Source organism: Micrococcus flavus, from assembly GCF_014204815.1.
GTDB lineage: Bacteria > Actinomycetota > Actinomycetes > Actinomycetales > Micrococcaceae > Micrococcus > Micrococcus flavus.
In genome coordinates, this window is the sequence record NZ_JACHMC010000001.1 from 2,240,138 (window position 1) to 2,260,599 (window position 20,462).

A 20,462-nucleotide genomic window follows, 5' to 3' on the forward strand; every position below is an offset into this window, starting at 1 on the left:
GTAGGCCCGGGCGCGGCTCTAGAGTGGACGGCATGCCCGCGCCCGCCGACCGTCTGACCGCACTCCACGAGGGGATCCTGGACTGGTTCGCGGCGCACGCCCGGGACCTGCCCTGGCGGGACCCGGACTGCCCGCCGTGGGGCGTGCTCGTCTCCGAGATCATGCTCCAGCAGACCCCCGTGGTGCGGGTGCTGCCCCGCTGGCGGGCCTGGCTCGAGCGCTGGCCGACCCCCGCCGACCTCGCCGCCGCCCCCACCGCCGACGTGCTGACCGCATGGGACCGGCTCGGCTACCCGCGGCGGGCGCTGCGGCTGCAGGAGGCGGCCCGGGCGATCGTCGAGCGGCACGGCGGCGAGGTGCCGGCCGATCCCGCGGCGCTGCGGGCCCTGCCGGGGATCGGCGAGTACACGGCCGCCGCCGTGTCCAGCTTCGCCTTCGGCATCCCCGAGACCGTGGTGGACACCAACGTGCGCCGCGTGCTCGCCCGCGCCCTGCGCGGCGAGGCCCTGCCCGGACGCACGCTCACGCGGGCGGAGATGGCCGCCGCCCACGCCGCGATGCCCGAGGGCGCCGACCGGGCCAACGCCTGGAACGCCGCCGTCATGGAGCTGGGCGCCCTGGTCTGCACCGCCCGCTCCCCCGCGTGCGACCGCTGCCCCGTGCGGGAGGTCTGCGCGTGGGTGGCCGCGGGCTCCCCGCCGCCGGAGGAGCGGCCCCGGGGTCAGGCCTGGGCGGGGACGGACCGGCACGTGCGCGGCGCGGTGATGGCCGCCGTGCGGGAGCACGGCCGTGTGCCGGCCGCGCAGGTGCGGGACGCCGTCGTCGCCACGGGGCGCCTCGGCGCCCACCGCCCGGAGGACGCCCAGTGGGAGCGGTGCGTGGCCGGCCTGCTCACGGACGGCCTCCTGGTCCGTCACGACGACGGCGCCCTCGCCTTCCCCGGCTGAGGCGCCCCCGGCGGGGCGCCCGGGGACCCGGGCCGGCCCGCCGTCCCTTCAGAGGGCGCGGATCATGCGGGTGTTGCCGAGGGTGTTGGGCTTGACCCGGGCGAGGTCGAGGAACTCGGCCACGCCCTCGTCCGTGGAGCGCAGCAGCTCGGCGTAGACCTCCGGGTCCACGGCGGACTGGTCCGCCATGACCTCGAACCCGTGGCGCCGGAAGAACTCGACCTCGAAGGTCAGGCAGAAGACGCGGGAGACGCCCACGCGGCGGGCCCGGTCCAGCAGCTCCTCGAGCAGCAGATGCCCCACCCCACGGCCCTGGAAGCCGTCCGCCACGGCCAGGGTGCGCACCTCGGCGATGTCCTGCCACATGACGTGCAGGGCGCCGAACCCGGCCAGCCGGCCGTCCGCGTCCTCCGCCACCACGAACTCCTGGATGGCCTCGTAGAACGCCACCGCCTCCTTCTGGAGCAGCACCCGGCGCTCCGCGAGGGGCCGCACCAGCTCGCGGATGCCGTGCACGTCCTGCGTACGGGCCGGACGGAGGGTGATCGAGGCGGCGGGCATGGCGTCAGTCTAGGTCCCGGGAACGCCAGGACCCCCGCCCCGGATCTCTCCGGCGCGGGGGTCCTGCGGGACACGCGGGATCAGGCCTGCTGGCCGCCCATGCTCTGGCCCTCGGCCTTGTCCTGGACGTCGCCGGCGAGGAACTTGTCCTGCGCGGCGTCGACGCCCTGGTTGACCTTGTCGCCGTGCTGGCCCAGCTTGTCGCCGTGCTGGTCCTGGGCGTCGTCCACGTGCTCGTTGATCTTGTCGGAGTGCTCGTTCGCGAGGTTCTTCATGTCGTCGAAGCCCACCATGGGGTCCTCCTTCGTCTCGGGTCTGCCCCGCGGTCTCACCGCCCCGGCGGTGCCGGGACGGCCCTGCGGGCCAGGACCACTCTGAGCGGTCGCCCCCCACACTGACAGCTGAGCCGCCGCCGCGTCACCCCTCTCGGGGCGGGCGGATCCGCACACACCGAGGGGCCGGACGCACACGGCGCCCGGCCCCTCGATGCCACCGCAGGTCAGTCCCCCTTGACGGCGTTCTTGACGCCGTCGGCGGCGCCCTTGAGGGAGTCGCCCGCGTTCTGCGCGGCGTCCTTCACGCCCGCCGCGGCGGACTGGGACTTGCCCTCGGCCTCGAGGCGGGAGTCGCCGGTGGCCTCGCCGGCCTTGCCCTTCGCGTCACCCTTGAGCTTGTCGAACGTGTTGCCCATGTCTGCCATGGTCGTCTCCTGGAGGGGTCGGGGACCCGAGGGGTCCCGGGGACGGGCACGGCGCCCGTCGATCCCGTCAGTGAACGCGCGAGGCGGGGGAGGGGTCAACCCCTCCCCCGCCTCCACGGGCACGTCGGCCCGGGTCAGTCGAGCGGCGCGGCGGCGTGGCCGGCGTCGGGACCCTCGCCCTCACCCTCGGAGCGCGGGGCGCGCGGGACGTCCGCGCCCGGGGCGCCCTCCTCGGCGTGGTCGGGAGCGCCCGCCTCGAGCTCGCCCGGCGCGTCGCCGTCGAGCGCCTTCCGGCCCCCGGTGTGGGAGAACGTCAGCTCGGCCTCGGGGCCCTCGCCCGTGGCGTCCACGTGGATGGTGGAGCCGCCGGGGATCTCGCCGAAGAGGATCTTCTCGGAGAGCTGGTCCTCCACCATGTGCTGGATGGTGCGGCGCAGCGGTCGGGCGCCCATGGCCGGGTCGTAGCCCCGCTCGGCGAGCAGGTCCTTGGCGGCCCGGGTGAGCTCGATGGACATGTCCTGCTCGTCCAGGCGCTTGGCCAGGCGGGCGATGAACAGGTCCACGATCTCCACGATCTCGGACTTCTGCAGCTGCGGGAAGACGATCACGTCGTCCACGCGGTTGAGGAACTCGGGCCGGAAGTGCTGACGCAGCTCCTCCTTGACCTTGCCCTTCATGCGCTCGTAGCCCGTGGAGGTGTCCGTGGAGGACTGGAAGCCCGTCATCACGCCCTTGGAGATGTCCCGGGTGCCCAGGTTCGTGGTCATGATGATCACGGTGTTCTTGAAGTCCACCACGCGACCCTGCGAGTCGGTCAGGCGACCGTCCTCGAGGATCTGCAGCAGCGAGTTGAACAGGTCCGCGTGGGCCTTCTCCACCTCGTCGAAGAGCACCACGGAGAACGGCCGACGGCGCACCTTCTCGGTGAGCTGGCCGCCCTCCTCGTAGCCCACGTAGCCGGGAGGGGCGCCGAAGAGCCGGGAGACCGTGTGCTTCTCCTGGAACTCGGACATGTCCAGGGTGATGAGCGCGCCCTCGTCCCCGAACAGGAACTCCGCGAGGGACTTGGCCAGCTCGGTCTTGCCGACGCCGGTGGGGCCGGCGAAGATGAACGACCCCGAGGGGCGGTTCGGATCCTTCAGGCCCGCACGGGTGCGGCGGATGGCGCGGGACAGGGACTTGATGGCCTCGTCCTGGCCGATGACGCGCTGATGGAGCTCGGCCTCCATGTTGCGCAGGCGGTCCGTCTCCTCCTCCGTGAGCTTGAACACCGGGATGCCGGTGGACAGGGAGAGCACCTCGGCCACGAGGTCCTCGTCCACGGTGGCCACGGAGTCCGCCTGGCCGGTGCGCCAGGCCTCCTCCTTCCGCTGCCGCTCGTCCTCGAGCTGCTGCTCCTGGTCCCGCAGGCGGGCGGCGCCCTCGAAGTCCTGGCCGTCGATCGCGGCCTCCTTCTCGGCGCGCACCTCGGCGATCCGCTCCTCGAAGGCCTTGATCTCCGGCGGCACGGTCATGCGGCGGATGCGCAGGCGGGCACCGGCCTCGTCGATCAGGTCGATGGCCTTGTCCGGCAGGTGCCGGTCGGAGACGTAGCGGTCCGCGAGGGACGCGGCCGCGGAGAGGGCGCCGTCGGTGATGGACACCTTGTGGTGCGCCTCGTAGCGGTCCCGCAGGCCGCGGAGGATCTGCGTGGCGTCCTCCACGGAGGGCTCGGGCACCTGGATCGGCTGGAAGCGGCGCTCGAGCGCGGCGTCCTTCTCGATGTGCTTGCGGTACTCGTCCAGCGTGGTGGCGCCGATGGTCTGCAGCTCGCCGCGGGCCAGCATGGGCTTGAGGATGCTGGCGGCGTCGATCGCGCCCTCGGCGGCGCCGGCGCCGACGAGCGTGTGGATCTCGTCGATGAACAGGATGATGTCCCCGCGGGTGCGGATCTCCTTGAGCACCTTCTTCAGGCGCTCCTCGAAGTCGCCGCGGTAGCGGGAGCCGGCCACGAGCGAGCCGAGGTCCAGCGAGTACAGCTGCTTGTTCTTGAGGGTCTCCGGGACGTCGCCGCGGTCGATCGCCTGGGCCAGGCCCTCCACGACGGCGGTCTTGCCCACGCCCGGCTCGCCGATCAGGACGGGGTTGTTCTTGGTGCGGCGGGAGAGGACCTGCATGACGCGCTCCATCTCCTGGGCGCGGCCGATCACCGGGTCCAGCTTGCCCTCGTGGGCCGCCGCGGTGAGGTTGCGGCCGAACTGGTCCAGGACCACGGAGCCCGCGTTCTGGCCCGACTCGGAGCCGGCGCCGACGCCCGCGCCGGCGGTCTCCTTGCCGCCCTGGCCCCCGCCCTGGTAGCCGGAGAGCAGCTGGATGACGGTCTGGCGCACGCGGTTCAGGTCCGCGCCGAGCTGCACCAGCACCTGGGCGGCCACGCCCTCACCCTCGCGGATCAGGCCCAGCAGGATGTGCTCGGTGCCGATGTAGTTGTGGCCCAGCTGCAGCGCCTCGCGCAGGGACAGCTCGAGCACCTTCTTGGCGCGCGGAGTGAAGGGGATGTGGCCGGGCGGGTTCTGCTGGCCCTGTCCGATGTCCTCCTGGACCTTCTCCCGCACGGCGGCCAGGGAGATGTCCATGGACTCGAGCGCCTTCGCCGCGACGCCCTCGCCCTCGTGGATCAGGCCGAGCAGGATGTGCTCGGTGCCGATGTAGCTGTGGTTGAGCATGCGCGCCTCTTCCTGGGCGAGCACGACCACACGACGGGCACGGTCGGTGAATCTCTCGAACATGGGCACACTCCTTGCGTCGGTTCGGCTCGAGACTACGCACCGGCACAGCGCGACGGGCGACTGTTCGCCACAGGGGGAAGCGACCCCGTCGCCCGCCGGAGGGGGGTGCGCGGGGCGCCGCGGGGGCGACGCCGGAGGGTCAGCGGGACGCGCCGTCGTCGTCGCGCGGGGCGTCCCCGAGGCCGCGGCGCGCGGCCCACTCCCGGGCCTCCGCCTCCTCGCGGGCGGCGCGGGCGTCGGCGCCGCTCAGCCGACGCCGCTGCGCCTCGCGCTCCCCCGCGTCCGCGCGCAGGAGCGAGCGCATCACGAGCCAGAAGATCAGGCCGAGGCCCACCGAGGGGGCCAGGACGGCGAAGTACTCCCAGAACGTCGCCACGGCTCAGGCCTCCGGCTTGAGCAGGGGGAAGAGGATGGTCTCGCGGATGCCGGCGTCCGTGAAGAGCATCACCAGGCGGTCGATGCCCAGGCCGATGCCGCCCATGGGCGGGGCGCCGTACTCCAGCGCGCGGAGGAAGTCCTCGTCGAGCTGCATGGCCTCGTCGTCGCCGTCGGCGGCCATCCGCGACTGCGCCGTGAGGCGCTCGCGCTGGATGACGGGGTCGATCAGCTCGGAGAAGGCGGTGCCGCGCTCCATGCCGCCGATGATCAGGTCCCACGCCTCGATCACGCGGTCGTCGTCCCGGTTCGGGCGGGCCAGCGGCTGCGCGGCGGGCGGGTAGTCGTAGACGAACGTGGGGTTCATCAGGGTGGGCTCGACGATCTCGCCGAAGAGCTCGATCACGAGCTTCTCCGCGCCCCACTTCGGATCCACCGGGACGTCGTGCTCCGCGGCGATCGCGCGCAGGGTCTCCGCGTCCGTGTCCGGGGTGACCTCACGGCCCACGGCCTCGGACAGGCCGGGGTACACGGACACCCAGGCCCACTCGCCGTCGAGGTCGATGACGCCCCTGTCCGTCTCGAGGCGCCGCTCCGCGCCCACCGCGTCCGCGGCGTTGAGGATGATCTCCTGCATGCGCTCGGCCATGACGTGCATGTCCGCCCACGCCTCGTAGGACTCGAGGGTGGTGAACTCCGGGGAGTGCGTGGAGTCCACGCCCTCGTTGCGGAACACGCGGCCGATCTCGTAGACGCGCTCGATCCCACCCACGACGGCGCGCTTGAGGTACAGCTCCGTGGCGATGCGCAGCGTCATGTCCTGGTCGAACGCGTTCAGGTGCGTCTCGAACGGGCGGGCCTGGGCTCCGCCGTGGACGAGCTGCAGCATGGGCGTCTCCACCTCCACGTACCCGTGGCCCTCGAGCGTGCGGCGCACGGCGGAGGTGACCTTGGCGCGCGTGTAGACCATCCGGCGGGCCTCGTCGCGGACGATCAGGTCCGCGTAGCGCTGGCGCACGCGGGTCTCCTCGTTGAGGTCCGCGTGCAGCACGGGCAGCGGGCGCAGCGCCTTCGAGGCCATCTCCCAGGCCGAGGCCTGGACGGAGAGCTCGCCGCGGCGCGAGACGATCACGGTGCCGGTGACGGAGAGGAAGTCGCCGAGGTCCACGGCCCTCTTCCACTCGGCGAGGGACTCCTCGCCCACCTCCGCGAGGGAGACCATGACCTGCAGGCGGACGGCGTCGCCGTCGACCCCGGTCTCCTGCAGGGTGGCGAAGCACAGCTTGCCGGTGTTGCGCAGGAACACCACGCGCCCGGTCACGGAGACCTCGGGCCCGTCCTCCCAGCCGGCCTCGTGCTTCCCGTCGAACTCCGCGCGCACCTGCGCGAGGGTGTGCGTGCGGGGCACCTGGACGGGGTAGGCCTCGCGGCCGGCGGCCAGCAGCTGCTCTCGCTTGGCGGCGCGGACGGCCTGCTGGTCGTGGTGGTCGACGGCGGCGGGGGCGGGGGTCTCGGAGGTCACGGTCCCCGAGTCTACCGAGGCGCGCTCCTCAGCCCTCGCGGACCGCGGGGTTCACGAGCGCCGGGATCTCCCCGCCGGTGGCCATGCCGATCGCGTTGCGCGCGGTGAGCTCGGCCATCGCGGCGCGGGTGCCCTCGGTCGCGGAGCCCAGGTGCGGCAGCAGCATCACGTTGGACAGCTCCGCGAGGCCCTCGGCCATCGCGGGCTCGTCCTCGTAGACGTCGAAGCCGGCGCCGCCCAGCCGGCCCTCGCGCAGGGCCGTGACGAGGGCGGCCTCGTCCACCACGGGGCCGCGGGCGGTGTTGACGATGACGGCGTCGTCCTTCATCCGGGCGATCACGTCCGCGTCCACGAGGTGGCGGGTGTCCTCGGTGAGCGGCACGTGGAGCGAGAGGTAGTCCGCCTGCTCCACCATCTCCTCCCACGTGACCTGACGGACGCGGCCGGCGAGGTCGCCGAGCTCCTCGTCCGAGACCTCGCGGTGGGCGGGCGGGCGCGGGGCGAAGACCACCTCCATGCCGAAGGCCAGCGCCCGCTCGGCCACGGCACGGCCGATCCGCCCGAACCCGGCCACGCCCAGGACGGCGCCCCGGACGTCCTTGCCCACCAACAGGTCCCAGGACCAGCCCTCGAACCGGCCCTCGCGCATCATCCGCTCGCCCTCCACGGCACGGCGGGCCACGCCGAGCAGCAGGAGCATCGCGATGTCCGCGGTGGCGTCCGTCAGCACGTCCGGGGTGTTGCCCACGGCGATGCCGGCCCGCGTGGCCGCCTCCACGTCCACGTTGTTGTAACCGACGGCGTAGTTCGCGATGCCCCGGATCCTCGCGCCGGCGAGCACCTCGGCGGTGAACTTCTGGTCCAGCGCGGAGACGACGACGTCGTAGTCGCCCGAGGCCACGAGGTCCGCGAGCGCGTCGCCGCCGCCGACGTCCTCGCCGCTCACCACCTCGCCGGCCCGGCGGAGCAGCTCCATGCCGTTCTCGGCGATGGGGGTCATCATCAGGAAGCGGGGCACGGTGCGGTCCTCTCGGTCGGGGGTGGATCGGTCCTCGGTGATCAACGTAACCCCCCTGGGCGGCATCGGATCGGAGGGGAGAGGAGTATGGTTGACCAAAATCAACCGTTGATGAGAGTCAACCACTGGCTCCGGTCGACGACCAGCGTGTGGCCGCCACCGCGCCCGCCCCTCCTGCACCCGAGGACACCATGCCGCCCCCCGCCCCCGCCGCGCCCGCCGCGGCCCTCTCACTCGACTGGGCCGAGGCCGACGCCGCCCGGCACCGCGCCGTGCTGCGGGCCCTGACCGGCCTGCTGCTCGGCATGTTCGTCTCGATGATCGCCAACACGGTGGTCTCCACCTCCATGCCGGTCATCATCAGCGACATCGGCGGCGATCAGAACGCCTACACCTGGGTCGTCACGGCGGCGCTGCTGGCCACCGCGATCTCGACGCCCGTCTGGGGCAAGCTCGCCGACCTCGTGGACCGCAAGGTCCTCTTCCAGCTCGCCCTCGTGATCTTCGTGAGCGCCTCCGCGGCGGCCGGCTTCACCGACGACCCGACGTTCCTCATCGCGTGCCGCGCCGTGCAGGGCCTCGGCGGCGGCGGCCTGGCCGCCCTCAGCCAGGTCATCATGGCGGACATCATCAGCCCCCGGGAGCGCGGCCGCTACATGGGCCTGTTCGGCGCCGTCATGGCCGTCGCCACCGTGGGCGGCCCGCTCGCCGGCGGCCTCATCACGGATGCGTGGGGATGGCGCTGGAACTTCTTCGTGGCCGTGCCCTTCGCGGTCGTCGCGCTGATCATGGTCCAGCGCACGCTCCACCTGCCGCCGCGCGAGCCGCGCAAGGTCTCGATCGACTACGTCGGCATCGTGCTGCTGGCGGCCGCCACCGCACTGCTGCTCATCTGGGTCACCAATGCGGGCCACCAGTTCGAGTGGGCCAGCGCCACCACCGCGTGGATGATGGGCGGCGCCGTGCTCGCCGCGGTGCTCTTCGTGGTGACCGAGCTCAGGGTGTCCGAGCCGCTCATCCCGCTCACGCTCTTCCAGGACCGCACGTTCACCCTGGCCACCATCGCGTCGATCGCCACGGGCCTCGCGATGTTCGGCGCGTCCGTCTACCTCGCCCAGTACATGCAGCTCGCACGCGGCGCCTCCCCGACGCAGGCCGGTCTCATGACCATCCCCATGATCGCGGGCCTGCTCCTCTCCTCCACCGTGGTGGGCGGCATCATCACCCGCACCGGGGTGTGGAAGCGATGGCTCATCCTCGGCGCGGTCCTGCTGATCGCCGGGTCCGCCCTGCTGGGCACGCTCCACTACGACACCCCGTTCTGGCTGGTGTCCGTCCACATGTTCCTGCTCGGCGCGGGCGTGGGCATGACCATGCAGAACCTCGTGCTCGTGGTCCAGAACACCACGGACCCCCGCCAGATGGGCGTCGCCAGCTCCGGCGTGACCTTCTTCCGCTCCCTCGGCGGCAGCATCGGCGTCGCGGTGATGGGCGCCGTGGTGGCGAACGTGGTGCCCCGACAGATCGAGGAGCGTCGCGCGGACATCGGGGCCGCCGTGCAGGGTCTCGGCCCCGTGGGCGCCGAGTGGGCTCGACGCCTCCAGGCAGGCGGCCTGCCGCGCGTCGCCGAGATGCCCGAGGCCCTGCGCGTGATCTTCGAGGACGTCTACGCCACCGGCATCTCCCAGGCGTTCCTCGTGGGCGTGCCGCTGGCCGTGGTCGCGCTCGTCGCCATCCTGTTCCTCCCCGACATCCCGCTGGGGCGCATGACCACGTCCGAGCGCATCGACGCCTCCCGCGCGGACCTCGCCACCCACGGCGCCGCGGACGCGATGCAGGAGGTGACCGCCGCGGGCTCCCCCGCACCCGCCCGGGAGCGGGACGTGCAGGTCCCGGCGCAGCCGGCTCCGGCGGCGGTCCCTGTGCGGACCTCCTCCGCGATCCGGATGCGTCCGATTCCCGGCCGCCCGACCTGGCTCCGGGTCGGCGCCTCCCTGAGCGCCGCCGTCCTCGCCGCCGGGGTGGTGCACGGTCTCGCCGCTGCGGGGCGGTCCCGCCGTGGCTGAGCCGACTCCGCACACCGAGCCCACGGACGAGCTGGCGGCGGCGGCCGGGGAGCTCGAGGACGCCTTCGGACGGCTGATGGTCCACCACCGCCGCACGGTGCAGCGCCAGGCCGAGGCCGTGAGCCCGGGTCTCCCGCCGGCCGCCATGAAGGCGTTCCTGACCGTCTGCCGCCAGGGGCGGACGACCCCCTCGGCCCTGGCGGACCACCTCCTGATGGACCGCGGCCAGGTCTCGCGCACGGTGGGCGAACTGGAGGGGCTGGGCCTGGTGAGCCGCTCCCCCGATCCCGAGGACCGGCGTCAGACCCTGGTCACGCCCACCGAGGAGGGCCTCGCCCGGCTCGACCGGGCGCGCGGCGGCGCCCCCGGAGAGGAACTGCGCCGCGCGCTCGCCGGCTGGGAGCCGGACGAGGTGCGCATGCTCGCCACCCTGCTGCACCGGTTCGTGGCGGGCTGGGGGGACGAGCCGCCGGTCACCAGATGAGGACGCGCTCCTCCGGCGCCAGCCACATGCCGTCCCCCTCCCGGGTGCCGTACGCCGCGTGGAAGGCGTCCAGGTTCCTGGCCACCTGGTTGCAGCGGAACTCGTTGGGCGAGTGCGGGTCCGAGGCGATCCGGGTGACCATGGCCTCCGGGCGCGTCAGCTGCCGCCACACGGCGGCCCACGCGGCGAAGAACTGGCGGTCCCCCGCCGCCTCGTCGTCGCCCGGCGTGCCCTGCTCCTCGCGCCAGATCTCCAGGGCGCGGTACGCGATGCCCAGCCCGCCGAGGTCGCCGATGTTCTCCCCGAGGGTGAACTCCCCGTTCACGCTGCGGTCCGGCGCCTCCGCGGGGGACAGCGCGGAGTACTGCGCCACCAGCCGGCCCGTGCGCTCCGCGAATGCCTGCCGGTCCTCGTCCGTCCACCAGTCGGCCAGCCGGCCCGAGCCGTCGTAGCGCGCCCCCTGGTCGTCGAACCCGTGGCCGATCTCATGGCCGATCACGGCGCCGATGCCGCCGAGGTTCGAGGCCATCGAGCGCTCCGGGTCGAAGAACGGCGGCTGGAGGATGGCCGCCGGGAAGACGATCGCGTTCTCCAGGGGCGAGTAGTAGGCGTTCACGGTCTGCGGCGTCATGTGCCACTCGTCCGGGTCCGGGCCCTGCTCGATCTTCGCCAGGTCCCGGTCCCACTCGAAGCGGGCGACGGCGCGCGCGTTCTCCACGAGCTCCCCGGGGGTCACCTCGAGGGCGGAGTAGTCCCGCCAGGCCTTCGGGTGGCCCACCATGGGCCGGAACATGGCGAGCTTCTCCAGCGCGCGCTGGCGCGTCTCCTCGCCCATCCAGTCCAGGGACTCGATGGAGCGCCGGTACGCCTCCAGCAGGAGGCTCACCAGCTCGTCCATGGCCTCCCGGTGCCCCTGCGGGAAGTGCCGCTCCACATAGAGCCGGCCCACGTCCTCGCCCACGCCGCCGTTGACCATGGCCACGCCGCGCTTCCACCGCGGGCGGACCTGCTCCGTCCCGGCCAGCCGCCGCCCGTAGAAGGAGAAGTTCTCCTGCACGAACGCGTCCGGCAGGAAGGAGGAGCGCGAGCGCACCACCTGCAGCGCCAGCCACGCCCGCCAGTCCGCCAGGTCCGCGGCGGACGGGCCGGCCAGCAGCGCCTGCACCCCCTCGAGGAACTCCGGCTGCCACACCACCACCTCGTCCGCGCGGGAGCCGCCGGCCCCGATGCCCTCGAGCCACGCGGGGGCCAGGGGGAACAGGGCGAGCAGCTGGTCGCGCGAGAGCAGGTTGTAGCGGGCCACGGCGTCGCGCGAGCGCACCACGTCCCAGTGCGCGGCGGCGATCCGCGTCTCGAGGGCCACCACCCGCTCGCCCAGGGCCACGGCCCCCGCCTTGTCCCCGCCGATCCCGGCCAGGGCGAGCACGGCCCCCACGTGCGCGGTGTACTGGGCCAGGATGTCCGCGTACGACTCCTCCCGGTAGTAGGACTCGTCCGGCAGGCCGAGGCCGCCCTGCAGCAGGTGCAGCAGCATGCGGGAGGGGTCGCCGGCGTCGTTCAGCGCGCCCCCGTTGACCAGGCCGGACACGCCCACGCGCTGGAGCTCGCCGCTCAGGCGCAGCAGCTCCTCGGGGGAGGCGACGGCGGCCACCGCGTCCAGCTCGGCGCGGATGGGCTCCAGGCCCCGGGCCTCCACCGTCTCCTCGTCCATGAAGGAGGCGTAGAGCGCCGCGATCCGCCGCCGGGCCGCTCCGCCCTCGTCCTCGACGCCGTCCGGCTGCGCGGGGGTGCGGCCGCCGTCCGTCTCCCGGACGGCGTCCTCGGCGATCCGGCGCACCGCGAGCTCCGCGGCGTCGCGCAGCTCGAGGAACGCCCCGAAGGCGCCCTGGTCCGCGGGGATCTCGTGGGTGTCCAGCCACTCCGCGTTGACGTGGCGGTAGAGGTCCTCGCGCGGCGAGGGGGTGGCGGTCTCGGTGGTGGCGGTCATGGGACGTCCTTCCGGTGGCGCCGCGCGCGCCCCGCGGGGCCGCACGCGACGGCGGTCACGTGGTCTCCGTGCGCACTCTAGCCCCGCCGGACGGACCGCGGCCCGGATGTCGGAGCGCCCCGCGGCACGGACGACGCCGGGCGCGCACCCGTGGGGTGCGCGCCCGGCGTCGGCGATCCTCCGGTGGACCGGGAGGATCAGGCGGCGGGCCCGATCAGGCGACCGCGGAGGCCAGGTTGGCCAGCGACTGCTCCATCTGCTCCTCGGAGATCAGGGGGAACAGGTTCTTCTTCAGCAGCTCCGGGTCCTCGACCTTGGACCAGTCGTAGGTGAGGGTGACCACGGTGGAGTCGGAGCCGTCCGACTCGAGGGTGTACAGCCACTCCCAGCCCTTGGGCTCGGTGCCGGCCGGCGCGGTCTGCCAGCCGACCATCTTGTTCTCGTCGTAGGCGTTGACGTGGTTGTCCGTCTGGTAGTCGCCGCCCATGTGCTCGGCGTGCATGTTCATGGTGAACACGTCGCCGACCTTCTGGATGCGCTGGCCCTTCTCGTCCGCGCGGACCATGTCTGAGCCGTCCAGCCGGGCATGGTTGGCCGGCAGGGTCAGGAAGTCGAAGACGTCCTTCGCCGAGGCGTCGATCGTGCGGGTCACGGACTGCTTCTTCTCGCCCTGGGGCGTCGTGTTCATCTCGCTCATGGGCGCACCGTACCCAGGCCGCGGGGTCCGGCGGCAAGGGCTCGCCCGCGCCGCGGGACGCGAGCGGGGACTCAGTCCGGGACGTCCCGGCCGCGGCGGTAGGCCGAGACCGAGGGGTCCCCGGCCAGGTGGAACCGCCACGGGAAGCGCACGGAGCCGCCCTCCCCCGACACCCCGACGCGCGGGCCGCGCACCACGGACGCGCGGGCGGCGTCGTGGTCCGCGGCGGGAGGGGCGAGGAGGAACCGGGCGGACACGCCCGGAGGGACCGGCACCGGCTCGGTCGGCGGCGTGGCCACGATCTCCACGGGCAGGTGGCCCATGTCCAGGGCGATGCCCAGGCCCTGGCCCAGGTTGCCCGGCCCGGAGAGCAGTCGCGCCCCGGTGTCCCGGCCCCGGCGGGCGACGGCGACCTCCCGGCCCGCGAGCACCTCGCCAGCGCGCAGCAGGACGCCGCCGGCCTGCCCCTGCGGGTGTCCCACGAGGTTCAGGCACCGGTGGATGCCGTAGTTCAGGTACACATAGGTGCGGCGCGCGGGACCGAACAGCGCGGAGTTGCGCTCGGTGCGGCCGCGGAAGGAGTGCGCCCCGGGGTCCTCGCCCGCGTTCCCGTAGGCCTCCGTCTCCGTCAGGCGCACCGTCACGGCGCCGTCCGCCGCGACCACGGTGAGACGGCAGCCCAGCAGGCCCTCGGCCAGCGCGGTGGACGGGCCGTCGAAGAGGGCGGAGAGCTCCTCGGGGCTCACGGGGCGCCCACGGCCGGCGGGAGCACCATGTTGTCGATCAGGCGGACCGGGGGGACGTGGGCGGCCACGAGGGCGAGCGCCTCCCGGCGCAGGGGCTGGCACAGCAGCTCGGGGCCGAGTTCCTCGAGCGTCGCCCGGTCCACCACCACGAGGTGGTCCAGGGTCACGCCCGGCTCGTCCTCCACCATCCGGCGGGCCTCCTGCACGTCCAGCATCTCACCGGCCTCTGCGGCGTCCCGCAGGCGCCGCAGAGCGCGGCTCAGCACGAGCGCGTGCCCGAGGCCCGCCGCGTCCAGGCGCGTGTTGCGGCTCGAGAGCGCCAGCCCCTCCGGGGAGCGGACGATCGGCACGGCGCGCACGTCCACGTCCACGTCCAGGTCGTGGGCCAGCCGCCGCAGGATCGCCAGCTGCTGGGCGTCCTTCTGCCCGAAGTAGGACCGCAGCGCCGGGACGGCCGGTCGCACGATGTTCCACAGCTTGGCCACCACGGTGACCACGCCGTCGAAGTGCCCGGGTCGGGACGCGCCCTCCAGGACCTCGCCCATGCGGCCGGCGGAGACGGTGACGATCGGGGCGTCCGGGTGGCCCGGGTACATCTCCTGCACCTCCGGGGCGAACACCACGTCCGCGCCGGCCGCGGCCAGCAGGTCCAGGTCCGCCTCCAGGGTGCGCGGGTAGTGCTCCAGGTCCGCGGGGTCGCCGAACTGCAGCGGGTTCACGAAGATGCTGACGGCCACCACGTCGTTCTCCTGGCGGGCCTGGCGCACCAGGGCGGCGTGGCCGCCGTGGAGTGCGCCCATGGTGGGCACCAGGCCCACGGTGACGGGGCCGTCGTCGTGCCCCTCCGCGGCGGCGGACAGCTCGCGCAGGGCCGCGCGCGTCTCCGCCACCGTGCGGGTGAGGCGGGGGCGGCGGGCGCCGGAGACCGGCGCGGGGAGCGCGTCCTCCAGGGTCAGGCCGGTGCCGGACGGGACGGGGCGGGGATCGGGGACGCGGTCGAGGGGAGTCACCGTCCGAGTCTAGGCAGGCGACCGCCGGCCCGGTCCCGGACATGACGACGCCGCCCGCCCTCCGGAGGGAGGACGGGCGGCGTCGGGCGGTGCGGGGATCAGGCGTTCTTCGCCGTGCCCTTGACCTGCTGGGCGGCGTCCTGGGACTCCGACTTCAGCTCCTGGGCCTTGTCCTGGCCCTCGGACTTGAGGTTCTGCGCGGACTCGGCGGCGGAGTCCTTGAGGGAGGCGGCGGCCTCGCGGGCCTCCGGCTCGACCTGCTCGCGGATCTCCTGGGCCACCTGGGTGGCCTGCTGCTTGGCCTTGTCCAGGAGCGGGGCGGCCTCGTCCTTGGCGCGGCGGGCCGCCTGCTGCTCCACGTCGGAGGACGGGATCAGCGAGCCGAGGAGCCAGCCGGCGCCGAGGGCGATCAGGCCCGCGGCGAGCGGGTTGCCGGCCGTGCGGCCGCGCAGCTGGGCCGGGGCCTGCTGGACGGCGTGCTGGGCGTCGTCGGCCCACTCGGACACGGCGTCGCCGGCCTGCTGGGCGTAGCCCCGGGCCTGGTCGGCGGCGTGCTTGGCCTTGTCCGCACCGGACGGGCCACGGTGGTGCTCGGGGGAGCCCATGATGTTCTCCTTGACGGAGATGAAGCCCTCACGGACGCGATCCGTCTGGCGGCTCACGGCCTTGGTGGGGCTGACCTTCTCCGCCAGGGCGTCGACGTCCTGGCCGAGCTGGTGGCGGGTGCGCTCGATCTCAGCGCGGATCTCGTCGGGGTTGTTGCTCTGGGTCATCGCGTCTCCTTCGCGGGGTTCAGGGTCCCGGGGATCTCCTGAACCGTCTCCTGGGTCTGCGGCAGACCCTTGATCTTCTCCATGTTCTTCTTGCCCTGCAGGGCCAGCACGGCGGCGACGACGCCCCACAGTACGGCCACGATCAGGGCGGCCCAGCCGAGGGGCATGAGCGCGCCGAGGGCGTACATGAGCGCCAGCGACAGGAACATCAGCAGGAAGAACCCGCCGACGGCGGCGCCGGCGAACATGCCCGCGCCCTTGCCCGCCTTCTTGGCGGAGTCCGTGGCCTCGGCCTTGGCCAGGGCGATCTCCTGGCTCATCAGCGTGGACAGGTTCTGGGAGAACGAGGCGAACATGTCGCCGATGGACTCGTTCTCCGCCCGGACCTCAGCCTGCGTGGGGGCGGGGGTGTGGGCCCCCGAGCCGGGGGTCACGACCCCGTCCACGGTGTGCCGCGGTGCGCCCGCGGTGGGCTCGTACGGCGTGCTCATGCGCGACCGCCCTGGCGGGTCTGGTCGAAGGGCTCGTCCACGGCGCGGCCCGTCACGGGGTCGATCGTGGGGACCGGCTCGGTGCCGTAGGGCAGGCCGCCGGCCTGGCCGGCCGGGCGCGGGGCGTCGTCGCCGGTGTGCGCCGGGATCTGCGAGTCGATGTGGTGCGGGGCCACGTCCGACTGCACACCCTGGGGCTCCAGCCCACGCCGCGGGGAGCGCTGGACGGCGGTGCGGCGCACGTCCGCAGCGGAGTCCTGGTCCGCGTCGCGCAGGCCGCGGGTCATGCGGCCGGCCACGAGGCCCACGCCGAGGGCGAGGGCGAGGAAGGTGCCGGGCTTGCGGGCCGCGAAGCCGCGCACGTCGTCCAGGAGATCCGCCGGGCTGGCGGTCTCGAGGCGCTGCGTGAGGGCCTCGGCGCGGTCGGCCACGGCCGAGACGGCCTGGCGGACGGCGTCGGACTGGGGCTGCTCGCCCGAGACCAGGCGGTGCAGGTCGTCCGTGTAGGAGCGGATCTGGCCGGCCACGCGCTCCTGCTGGGTCACGGCCTGCTCGCCGACCTGGTCCTGGACTGTGCCGGCGAGGGACTTGGCCTGCTGGACGGCCTCGTCCTTGAGCTGGCCGACCTCCTGCTGGGCGGTCTGGCCGAGGTCCTTGGCGTGGGCCTTGGCGTCCTGGGCCACCTGCTGGGCCTGGTTCTGGGCCTCGTCCTTGGCGGCCTGGGCCTTCTGCTTGGCCTGGGAGTCCTGGCCGTCCTGGTGCGGCGCGTGGGCGCCGTGGTTCTGGGCGTTGCCTGAGCGGTTCTTCGCCATGGTCTGCCTTTCGTGGTCGATGTCCCGGTCCCGCGGATGTCTACTGATGAGACCGGACTCGGTAGGGATCAAGGTAGAGGCCCGGCCCACGCAGGGGAAGGGCCGACCTGCGGTGTCTTCGATCCGCTCCCACAGGGTGGGACCCGCCGCCCCCCACGGGGCCCGGCGGTCGCGGGCCGGCGTCGGACCGGCCCGGACGGCGTCAGCGGGCGGCGGCGGTCCGACGGCGGACGGCGAGCAGGGCGCCGGCGCCCAGCGCGGCCGCGCCGGCCAGGCCCCATGCGGGGGCGTCGCCGGTCTCGACCTTCTCCGGGACCTCGTGCCCCTCGGTGGGTGCGGGGGCGTCGTCGTCCTCGCCGACAGCCTCGTCCTGGTCGGCGAGCCACGCGTCGCGCGCGGCGACGCCGACGTCCGGGAAGTCGGTGAAGAAGCCGTCCACGCCGACGTCGAGGTGGGCCGTGATGAAGCCGGCCAGGTCGCCGTGGGCGTGCTCGTCCGCCGACGAGCGGAAGTCCACCGGGAGAGAGCCGTTCTCGGCGCGGAAGGTGTAGGGGACCACCTCGAGGCCCGCCGCGTGGGCCGTCTCCACCAGGCCGGTCTCCTCGCCCAGCGTGCCGTCCTCCTGGAGGCCGATCACCAGGCGGGCCTCCGGGCCGTACACGTCCACGCCCTCGGCGGCGGTCGCGGCGACGCCGGCGGGGGTCATGTCGTACGCGTAGTCGTGGACCTCGTCCCCGGCGGCGACGGCGTCGTACCCCGCGCCCTCGTACCAGAGCAGGAACGCGGTGTCCGCCTCGAGGCCGAGGCGCCGGTTCAGGTCGGAGAGGCTGCCCAGCTCGAAGGACTGCACGGTGGCGCGGCCGTCGGGACGGTTCAGTCCGTGCGCGGTGAGGGCCTCGACGACGCCCTCCTCCTGGGACAGGCCGATGCCGTCGAAGTAGGTGGGGTGCTTGATCTCGGCGAGGGTGAAGTCCTCGGTGAACCAGCCGGTCTGCTCGACGCCGTCCGCGACCTCGGTGGTCCTGCGGTCCGCGAACTCGGGACGCTCGGCCACGTCGGTGGCGCCGTCGATCAGGTTCTCGTGGCGGTCGACCAGCACGCCGTCCTTGGTGGAGACCAGGTCCGGCTCGATCACGTCGGGACGCTCCGCCTGCTCGATCGCGGCGGGGGCGGGCTCAGCCCTGGGGCGCGCTGAGCCCCAGGACGGCCGGGAGCCCGGGCGCGTCCTCCCCGAGGACGTGCTCGGCGAGGAAGCCGAGGACCACCTCGTACCAGAGGCGCGCATGCTGCGGAGCGAGGATCCAGTGGTTCTCGTGCGGGTAGTAGAGGAACCGGTGCACGGTGGAGCCGTCCTCCGCGGCCGGCAGGCCGGACTTCGCGAGCAGCTCGGTCCACAGGCGCAGGCCCTCGCCGATCGGCACGCGGTAGTCCTTGTCCCCGTGGATCACGAGCATGGGGGTGACGATGTCCTCCACGAACCGGTGCGGCGAGTTCGCGAGCATCATCTCCTCGCTCATCTCCCGGCCCCAGTAGAAGGCGGCGTCCGTGGTCGGGCCGAAGCCGTCCAGCGCCCACAGGGAGGCGTGCGTGACGATCGCCCGGAACCGGTCCGTGTGGCCGGCCACCCAGTTGGCCATGTAGCCGCCGAAGGACCCGCCCATGGCGGCCGTGCGGGAGGAGTCGACGTCGTCGCGGGCCTCGGCCGCGTCCGTGAGGGCCAGGATGTCCGTGTACGGCTCCGCTCCCCAGCGGCCCCAGCCGCGCTGGATGACGTCCCGGCCGTAGCCGGTGGACAGCGCCGGGTCCGGCAGGACGACGGCGTAGCCGCGCGCGGCCATGATCCACGGGCACCAGCGCCACGACCACGCGTTCCACGAGCCCAGCGGCCCGCCGTGGATCCACAGCAGCAGCGGGTGGCCGGCGTCGGGCGCCTCGCCCTCGGGGAGCACCAGCCAGCCGGCGACGCGCGTGCCGTCCTCGGCGCGGGTCTCGATGCGCTCGAGCACACCCGGGATCCGAGGGCGCTCGGCCGGATTCGGCAGGGGCTCGGCGCGGCCGGTGGCCAGGTCGATCCGCGCGACCTCCGGCGGGAACAGCCAGGAGGAGCGCACGCCGTACAGCGTGGTCCCGTCCGGGGACACCACGACGTCGGCCCACGCCTCCGCCTCCGCCGTCACCCGGGTGACCTCACCGGTGTCCGCGTCGATCCGGAAGACCGGGGCGGCGCCGTCCTCGTCCGCGAGCGCGATCACCGCGGAGTCGTCCGGCAGCCACGCCACGGCGTGGCCCCAGCGGTCCCAGTCGTGGGCCAGCGGGGTCAGCTCGCCCGTGGCGGTGTCCATCAAGTGCAGGCGCGGGTCCGGGGCGTCCGTGGGCGTGGTGTGCGGGGAGCGGACGACGACGGCGCGGGTGCCGTCGTGGCTGATGGGCCCGACGCCGAGGTCCACGCCGGGCTCCTCCGCGAGGACGGTCTGCTCCCCGGTGGCCAGGTCCACGCGGGCGATCCACTCGCGCAGGTCGCCCCGCGCGGTGGCGCGGGAGGCGCCGACGAGCGCGAAGGAGCCGTCCGGGGCCACCTGCACGTCCACCCCGAACGCGTGGGAGCGCTCGAAGCCCGTGAGGTGGCGCAGGTGCTGCTCGGGGTCGCCCGGCAGCGCACCGGCGCGGGTCGGGGTGGCGGAGGAGACGGCCTCCGCGGCGGGGGCGCCGTCGTCGTCCTGGCCGTTCTCCGCGGCGGCGTCCGGGTCCGGGCCGTCTGCGAGGACGAAGAGCTCGGGGGCGGCGGGGCCGAGGTCGTGGTCCCAGTAGCGCACGGGGTAGCCGGAGTGCAGGATGGCGTCCACGCCGGCGTCCGTGCGGGTCTTCGCCAGGGCCGCGTGCTCGGCCTCCGTGCGGGCCCCGCGCAGGCGGGGCGCACCGAGGACCACGGCGTCCGCGGCCGCGGCGCAGTGGATCGAGCTGATCCCGAACGGACGGGACAGGACCGCGCGGGCCTCGCCGCGCTCGGGCAGCGCCCAGAGGGTGGAGGTCTTCTCCTCCCCGCCGGGCGCGGGGCGCATGGAGGTGAAGTACAGGGTGCCGTCCGCGGCGAACGCGGCGCCGGCCTCCCCCTCGAGGCCGCGCGTGAGGCGCCGGGCCGGGCGCTCGCCCGCGGGGTCCACCTCCCACAGGGCGGTGACGTGGCCGGTGGCGTCGTCCTTGAGGGTGGCCACGGTGGTGACCAGGCGCGCGCCGTCCGGGCTGAGGGTGAGGCCGGAGACGCGCGGCAGGGCGGTGAAGTCCGCGAGGTCGGAGAAGGGGTGGTCCGAGGGGGTGCCGTCAGTGGAGGTGCCGTCGGGGAGGGTCATGGGGATCGTTCCTACCCTGCGGTGTGACGTGGGTCAATGGCCCGGCCCGCTGAGGTGCAGCATGCACCGTCGTCCCACCGGCGGCCCAGGAAGGTCCGTGGGACGCACCCGGGCAGCCACCACCGTCTGGGCACTACCGATGCCTGCTGGGCCGACGA

The 20,462-nt window shown here is 73.9% G+C and carries 19 protein-coding genes; 3 read left to right on the top strand and 16 right to left on the bottom strand.

Annotated elements, in window-relative coordinates:
* Positions 1–32: 32 nt before the first annotated feature.
* Positions 33–947, top strand: a complete 915-nt coding sequence (locus BJ976_RS10370; protein ID WP_184231862.1) for an iron-sulfur binding domain-containing protein — start codon at positions 33–35, stop codon at positions 945–947.
* Positions 948–995: 48 nt separating this feature from the next.
* Here BJ976_RS10370 and BJ976_RS10375 read toward each other — a convergent pair whose 3' ends face one another.
* The 7 genes from BJ976_RS10375 to BJ976_RS10405 all read right to left on the bottom strand — a co-directional run bounded on the left by BJ976_RS10375 (position 996) and on the right by BJ976_RS10405 (position 7,876).
* The gene (locus BJ976_RS10375) at positions 996–1,508 is read right to left on the bottom strand and encodes an amino-acid N-acetyltransferase (protein WP_135030992.1); all 513 of its coding nucleotides are present in this window, start codon (positions 1,506–1,508) and stop codon (positions 996–998) included.
* An 80-nt stretch (positions 1,509–1,588) separates the two neighbouring features.
* The gene (locus tag BJ976_RS10380; RefSeq protein ID WP_221419418.1) at positions 1,589–1,801 is read right to left on the bottom strand and encodes an Rv0909 family putative TA system antitoxin; all 213 of its coding nucleotides are present in this window, start codon (positions 1,799–1,801) and stop codon (positions 1,589–1,591) included.
* A 206-nt stretch (positions 1,802–2,007) separates the two neighbouring features.
* Positions 2,008–2,208, bottom strand: a complete 201-nt coding sequence (locus tag BJ976_RS10385; protein ID WP_135030993.1) for a CsbD family protein — start codon at positions 2,206–2,208, stop codon at positions 2,008–2,010.
* Between the two features lie 134 nt (positions 2,209–2,342).
* On the bottom strand, positions 2,343–4,976 hold the full coding sequence (locus BJ976_RS10390) for an ATP-dependent Clp protease ATP-binding subunit (RefSeq protein WP_135030994.1): 2,634 nt from the start codon (positions 4,974–4,976) through the stop codon (positions 2,343–2,345).
* A 139-nt stretch (positions 4,977–5,115) separates the two neighbouring features.
* Entirely contained in the window at positions 5,116–5,352 is a 237-nt protein-coding gene (locus tag BJ976_RS10395) for a hypothetical protein (RefSeq protein WP_135030995.1), read from the bottom strand.
* Between the two features lie 3 nt (positions 5,353–5,355).
* On the bottom strand, positions 5,356–6,873 hold the full coding sequence (gene lysS, locus BJ976_RS10400) for a lysine--tRNA ligase (protein ID WP_184231863.1): 1,518 nt from the start codon (positions 6,871–6,873) through the stop codon (positions 5,356–5,358).
* A 28-nt stretch (positions 6,874–6,901) separates the two neighbouring features.
* A complete protein-coding gene (locus BJ976_RS10405) occupies positions 6,902–7,876 on the bottom strand; it encodes a 2-hydroxyacid dehydrogenase (protein ID WP_229667363.1) in 975 nt (324 codons plus the stop codon).
* A gap of 206 nt (positions 7,877–8,082) precedes the next feature.
* Here BJ976_RS10405 and BJ976_RS10410 point away from each other — a divergent pair, with 206 nt between their 5' ends.
* Together BJ976_RS10410 and BJ976_RS10415 are read left to right on the top strand one after the other, a co-directional pair.
* Positions 8,083–9,957, top strand: coding sequence for an MDR family MFS transporter (locus BJ976_RS10410; RefSeq protein ID WP_135030534.1), 1,875 nt, complete (start codon positions 8,083–8,085; stop codon positions 9,955–9,957).
* Positions 9,950–10,441: a MarR family winged helix-turn-helix transcriptional regulator gene (locus tag BJ976_RS10415; RefSeq protein WP_229667341.1), complete on the top strand. Its 492-nt coding sequence runs from the start codon at positions 9,950–9,952 to the stop codon at positions 10,439–10,441. The genes BJ976_RS10410 and BJ976_RS10415 overlap by 8 nt, the downstream gene beginning before the upstream one ends.
* On the opposite strand, the gene BJ976_RS10420 is transcribed toward BJ976_RS10415, so the two are convergent.
* The 9 genes from BJ976_RS10420 to BJ976_RS10460 all read right to left on the bottom strand — a co-directional run bounded on the left by BJ976_RS10420 (position 10,431) and on the right by BJ976_RS10460 (position 20,304).
* Positions 10,431–12,428 (bottom strand): M13 family metallopeptidase, encoded by a 1,998-nt coding sequence (locus BJ976_RS10420; RefSeq protein ID WP_135030533.1) that lies wholly within the window; start codon positions 12,426–12,428, stop codon positions 10,431–10,433. The two genes, BJ976_RS10415 and BJ976_RS10420, sit on opposite strands and share 11 nt — an antisense overlap.
* A gap of 214 nt (positions 12,429–12,642) precedes the next feature.
* Positions 12,643–13,125 carry an SRPBCC family protein gene (locus BJ976_RS10425; protein WP_135030532.1) on the bottom strand — a complete coding sequence of 161 codons (483 nt, stop codon included), beginning with the start codon at positions 13,123–13,125 and terminating at the stop codon, positions 12,643–12,645.
* 71 nt (positions 13,126–13,196) lie between these two features.
* A complete protein-coding gene (locus BJ976_RS10430) occupies positions 13,197–13,871 on the bottom strand; it encodes a DNA-3-methyladenine glycosylase (protein ID WP_135030531.1) in 675 nt (224 codons plus the stop codon).
* Positions 13,868–14,881, bottom strand: a complete 1,014-nt coding sequence (gene panC, locus BJ976_RS10435) for a pantoate--beta-alanine ligase (protein ID WP_135030530.1) — start codon at positions 14,879–14,881, stop codon at positions 13,868–13,870. Before panC ends, BJ976_RS10430 begins: the two co-directional genes overlap by 4 nt.
* Positions 14,882–14,979: 98 nt before the next feature.
* Entirely contained in the window at positions 14,980–15,654 is a 675-nt protein-coding gene (locus tag BJ976_RS10440) for a DUF3618 domain-containing protein (RefSeq protein ID WP_135030529.1), read from the bottom strand.
* Positions 15,651–16,145, bottom strand: coding sequence for a phage holin family protein (locus tag BJ976_RS10445; RefSeq protein ID WP_135030528.1), 495 nt, complete (start codon positions 16,143–16,145; stop codon positions 15,651–15,653). Before BJ976_RS10445 ends, BJ976_RS10440 begins: the two co-directional genes overlap by 4 nt.
* A complete protein-coding gene (locus tag BJ976_RS10450; protein WP_135030527.1) occupies positions 16,142–16,957 on the bottom strand; it encodes a hypothetical protein in 816 nt (271 codons plus the stop codon). Before BJ976_RS10450 ends, BJ976_RS10445 begins: the two co-directional genes overlap by 4 nt.
* Before the next feature lie 202 nt (positions 16,958–17,159).
* A complete protein-coding gene (locus BJ976_RS10455; RefSeq protein WP_135030526.1) occupies positions 17,160–18,242 on the bottom strand; it encodes a glycerophosphodiester phosphodiesterase family protein in 1,083 nt (360 codons plus the stop codon).
* Complete coding sequence (locus tag BJ976_RS10460; RefSeq protein WP_135030525.1) at positions 18,133–20,304, bottom strand: S9 family peptidase; 2,172 nt, start codon at positions 20,302–20,304, stop codon at positions 18,133–18,135. The genes BJ976_RS10455 and BJ976_RS10460 overlap by 110 nt, the downstream gene beginning before the upstream one ends.
* Positions 20,305–20,462: the final 158 nt, after the last annotated feature.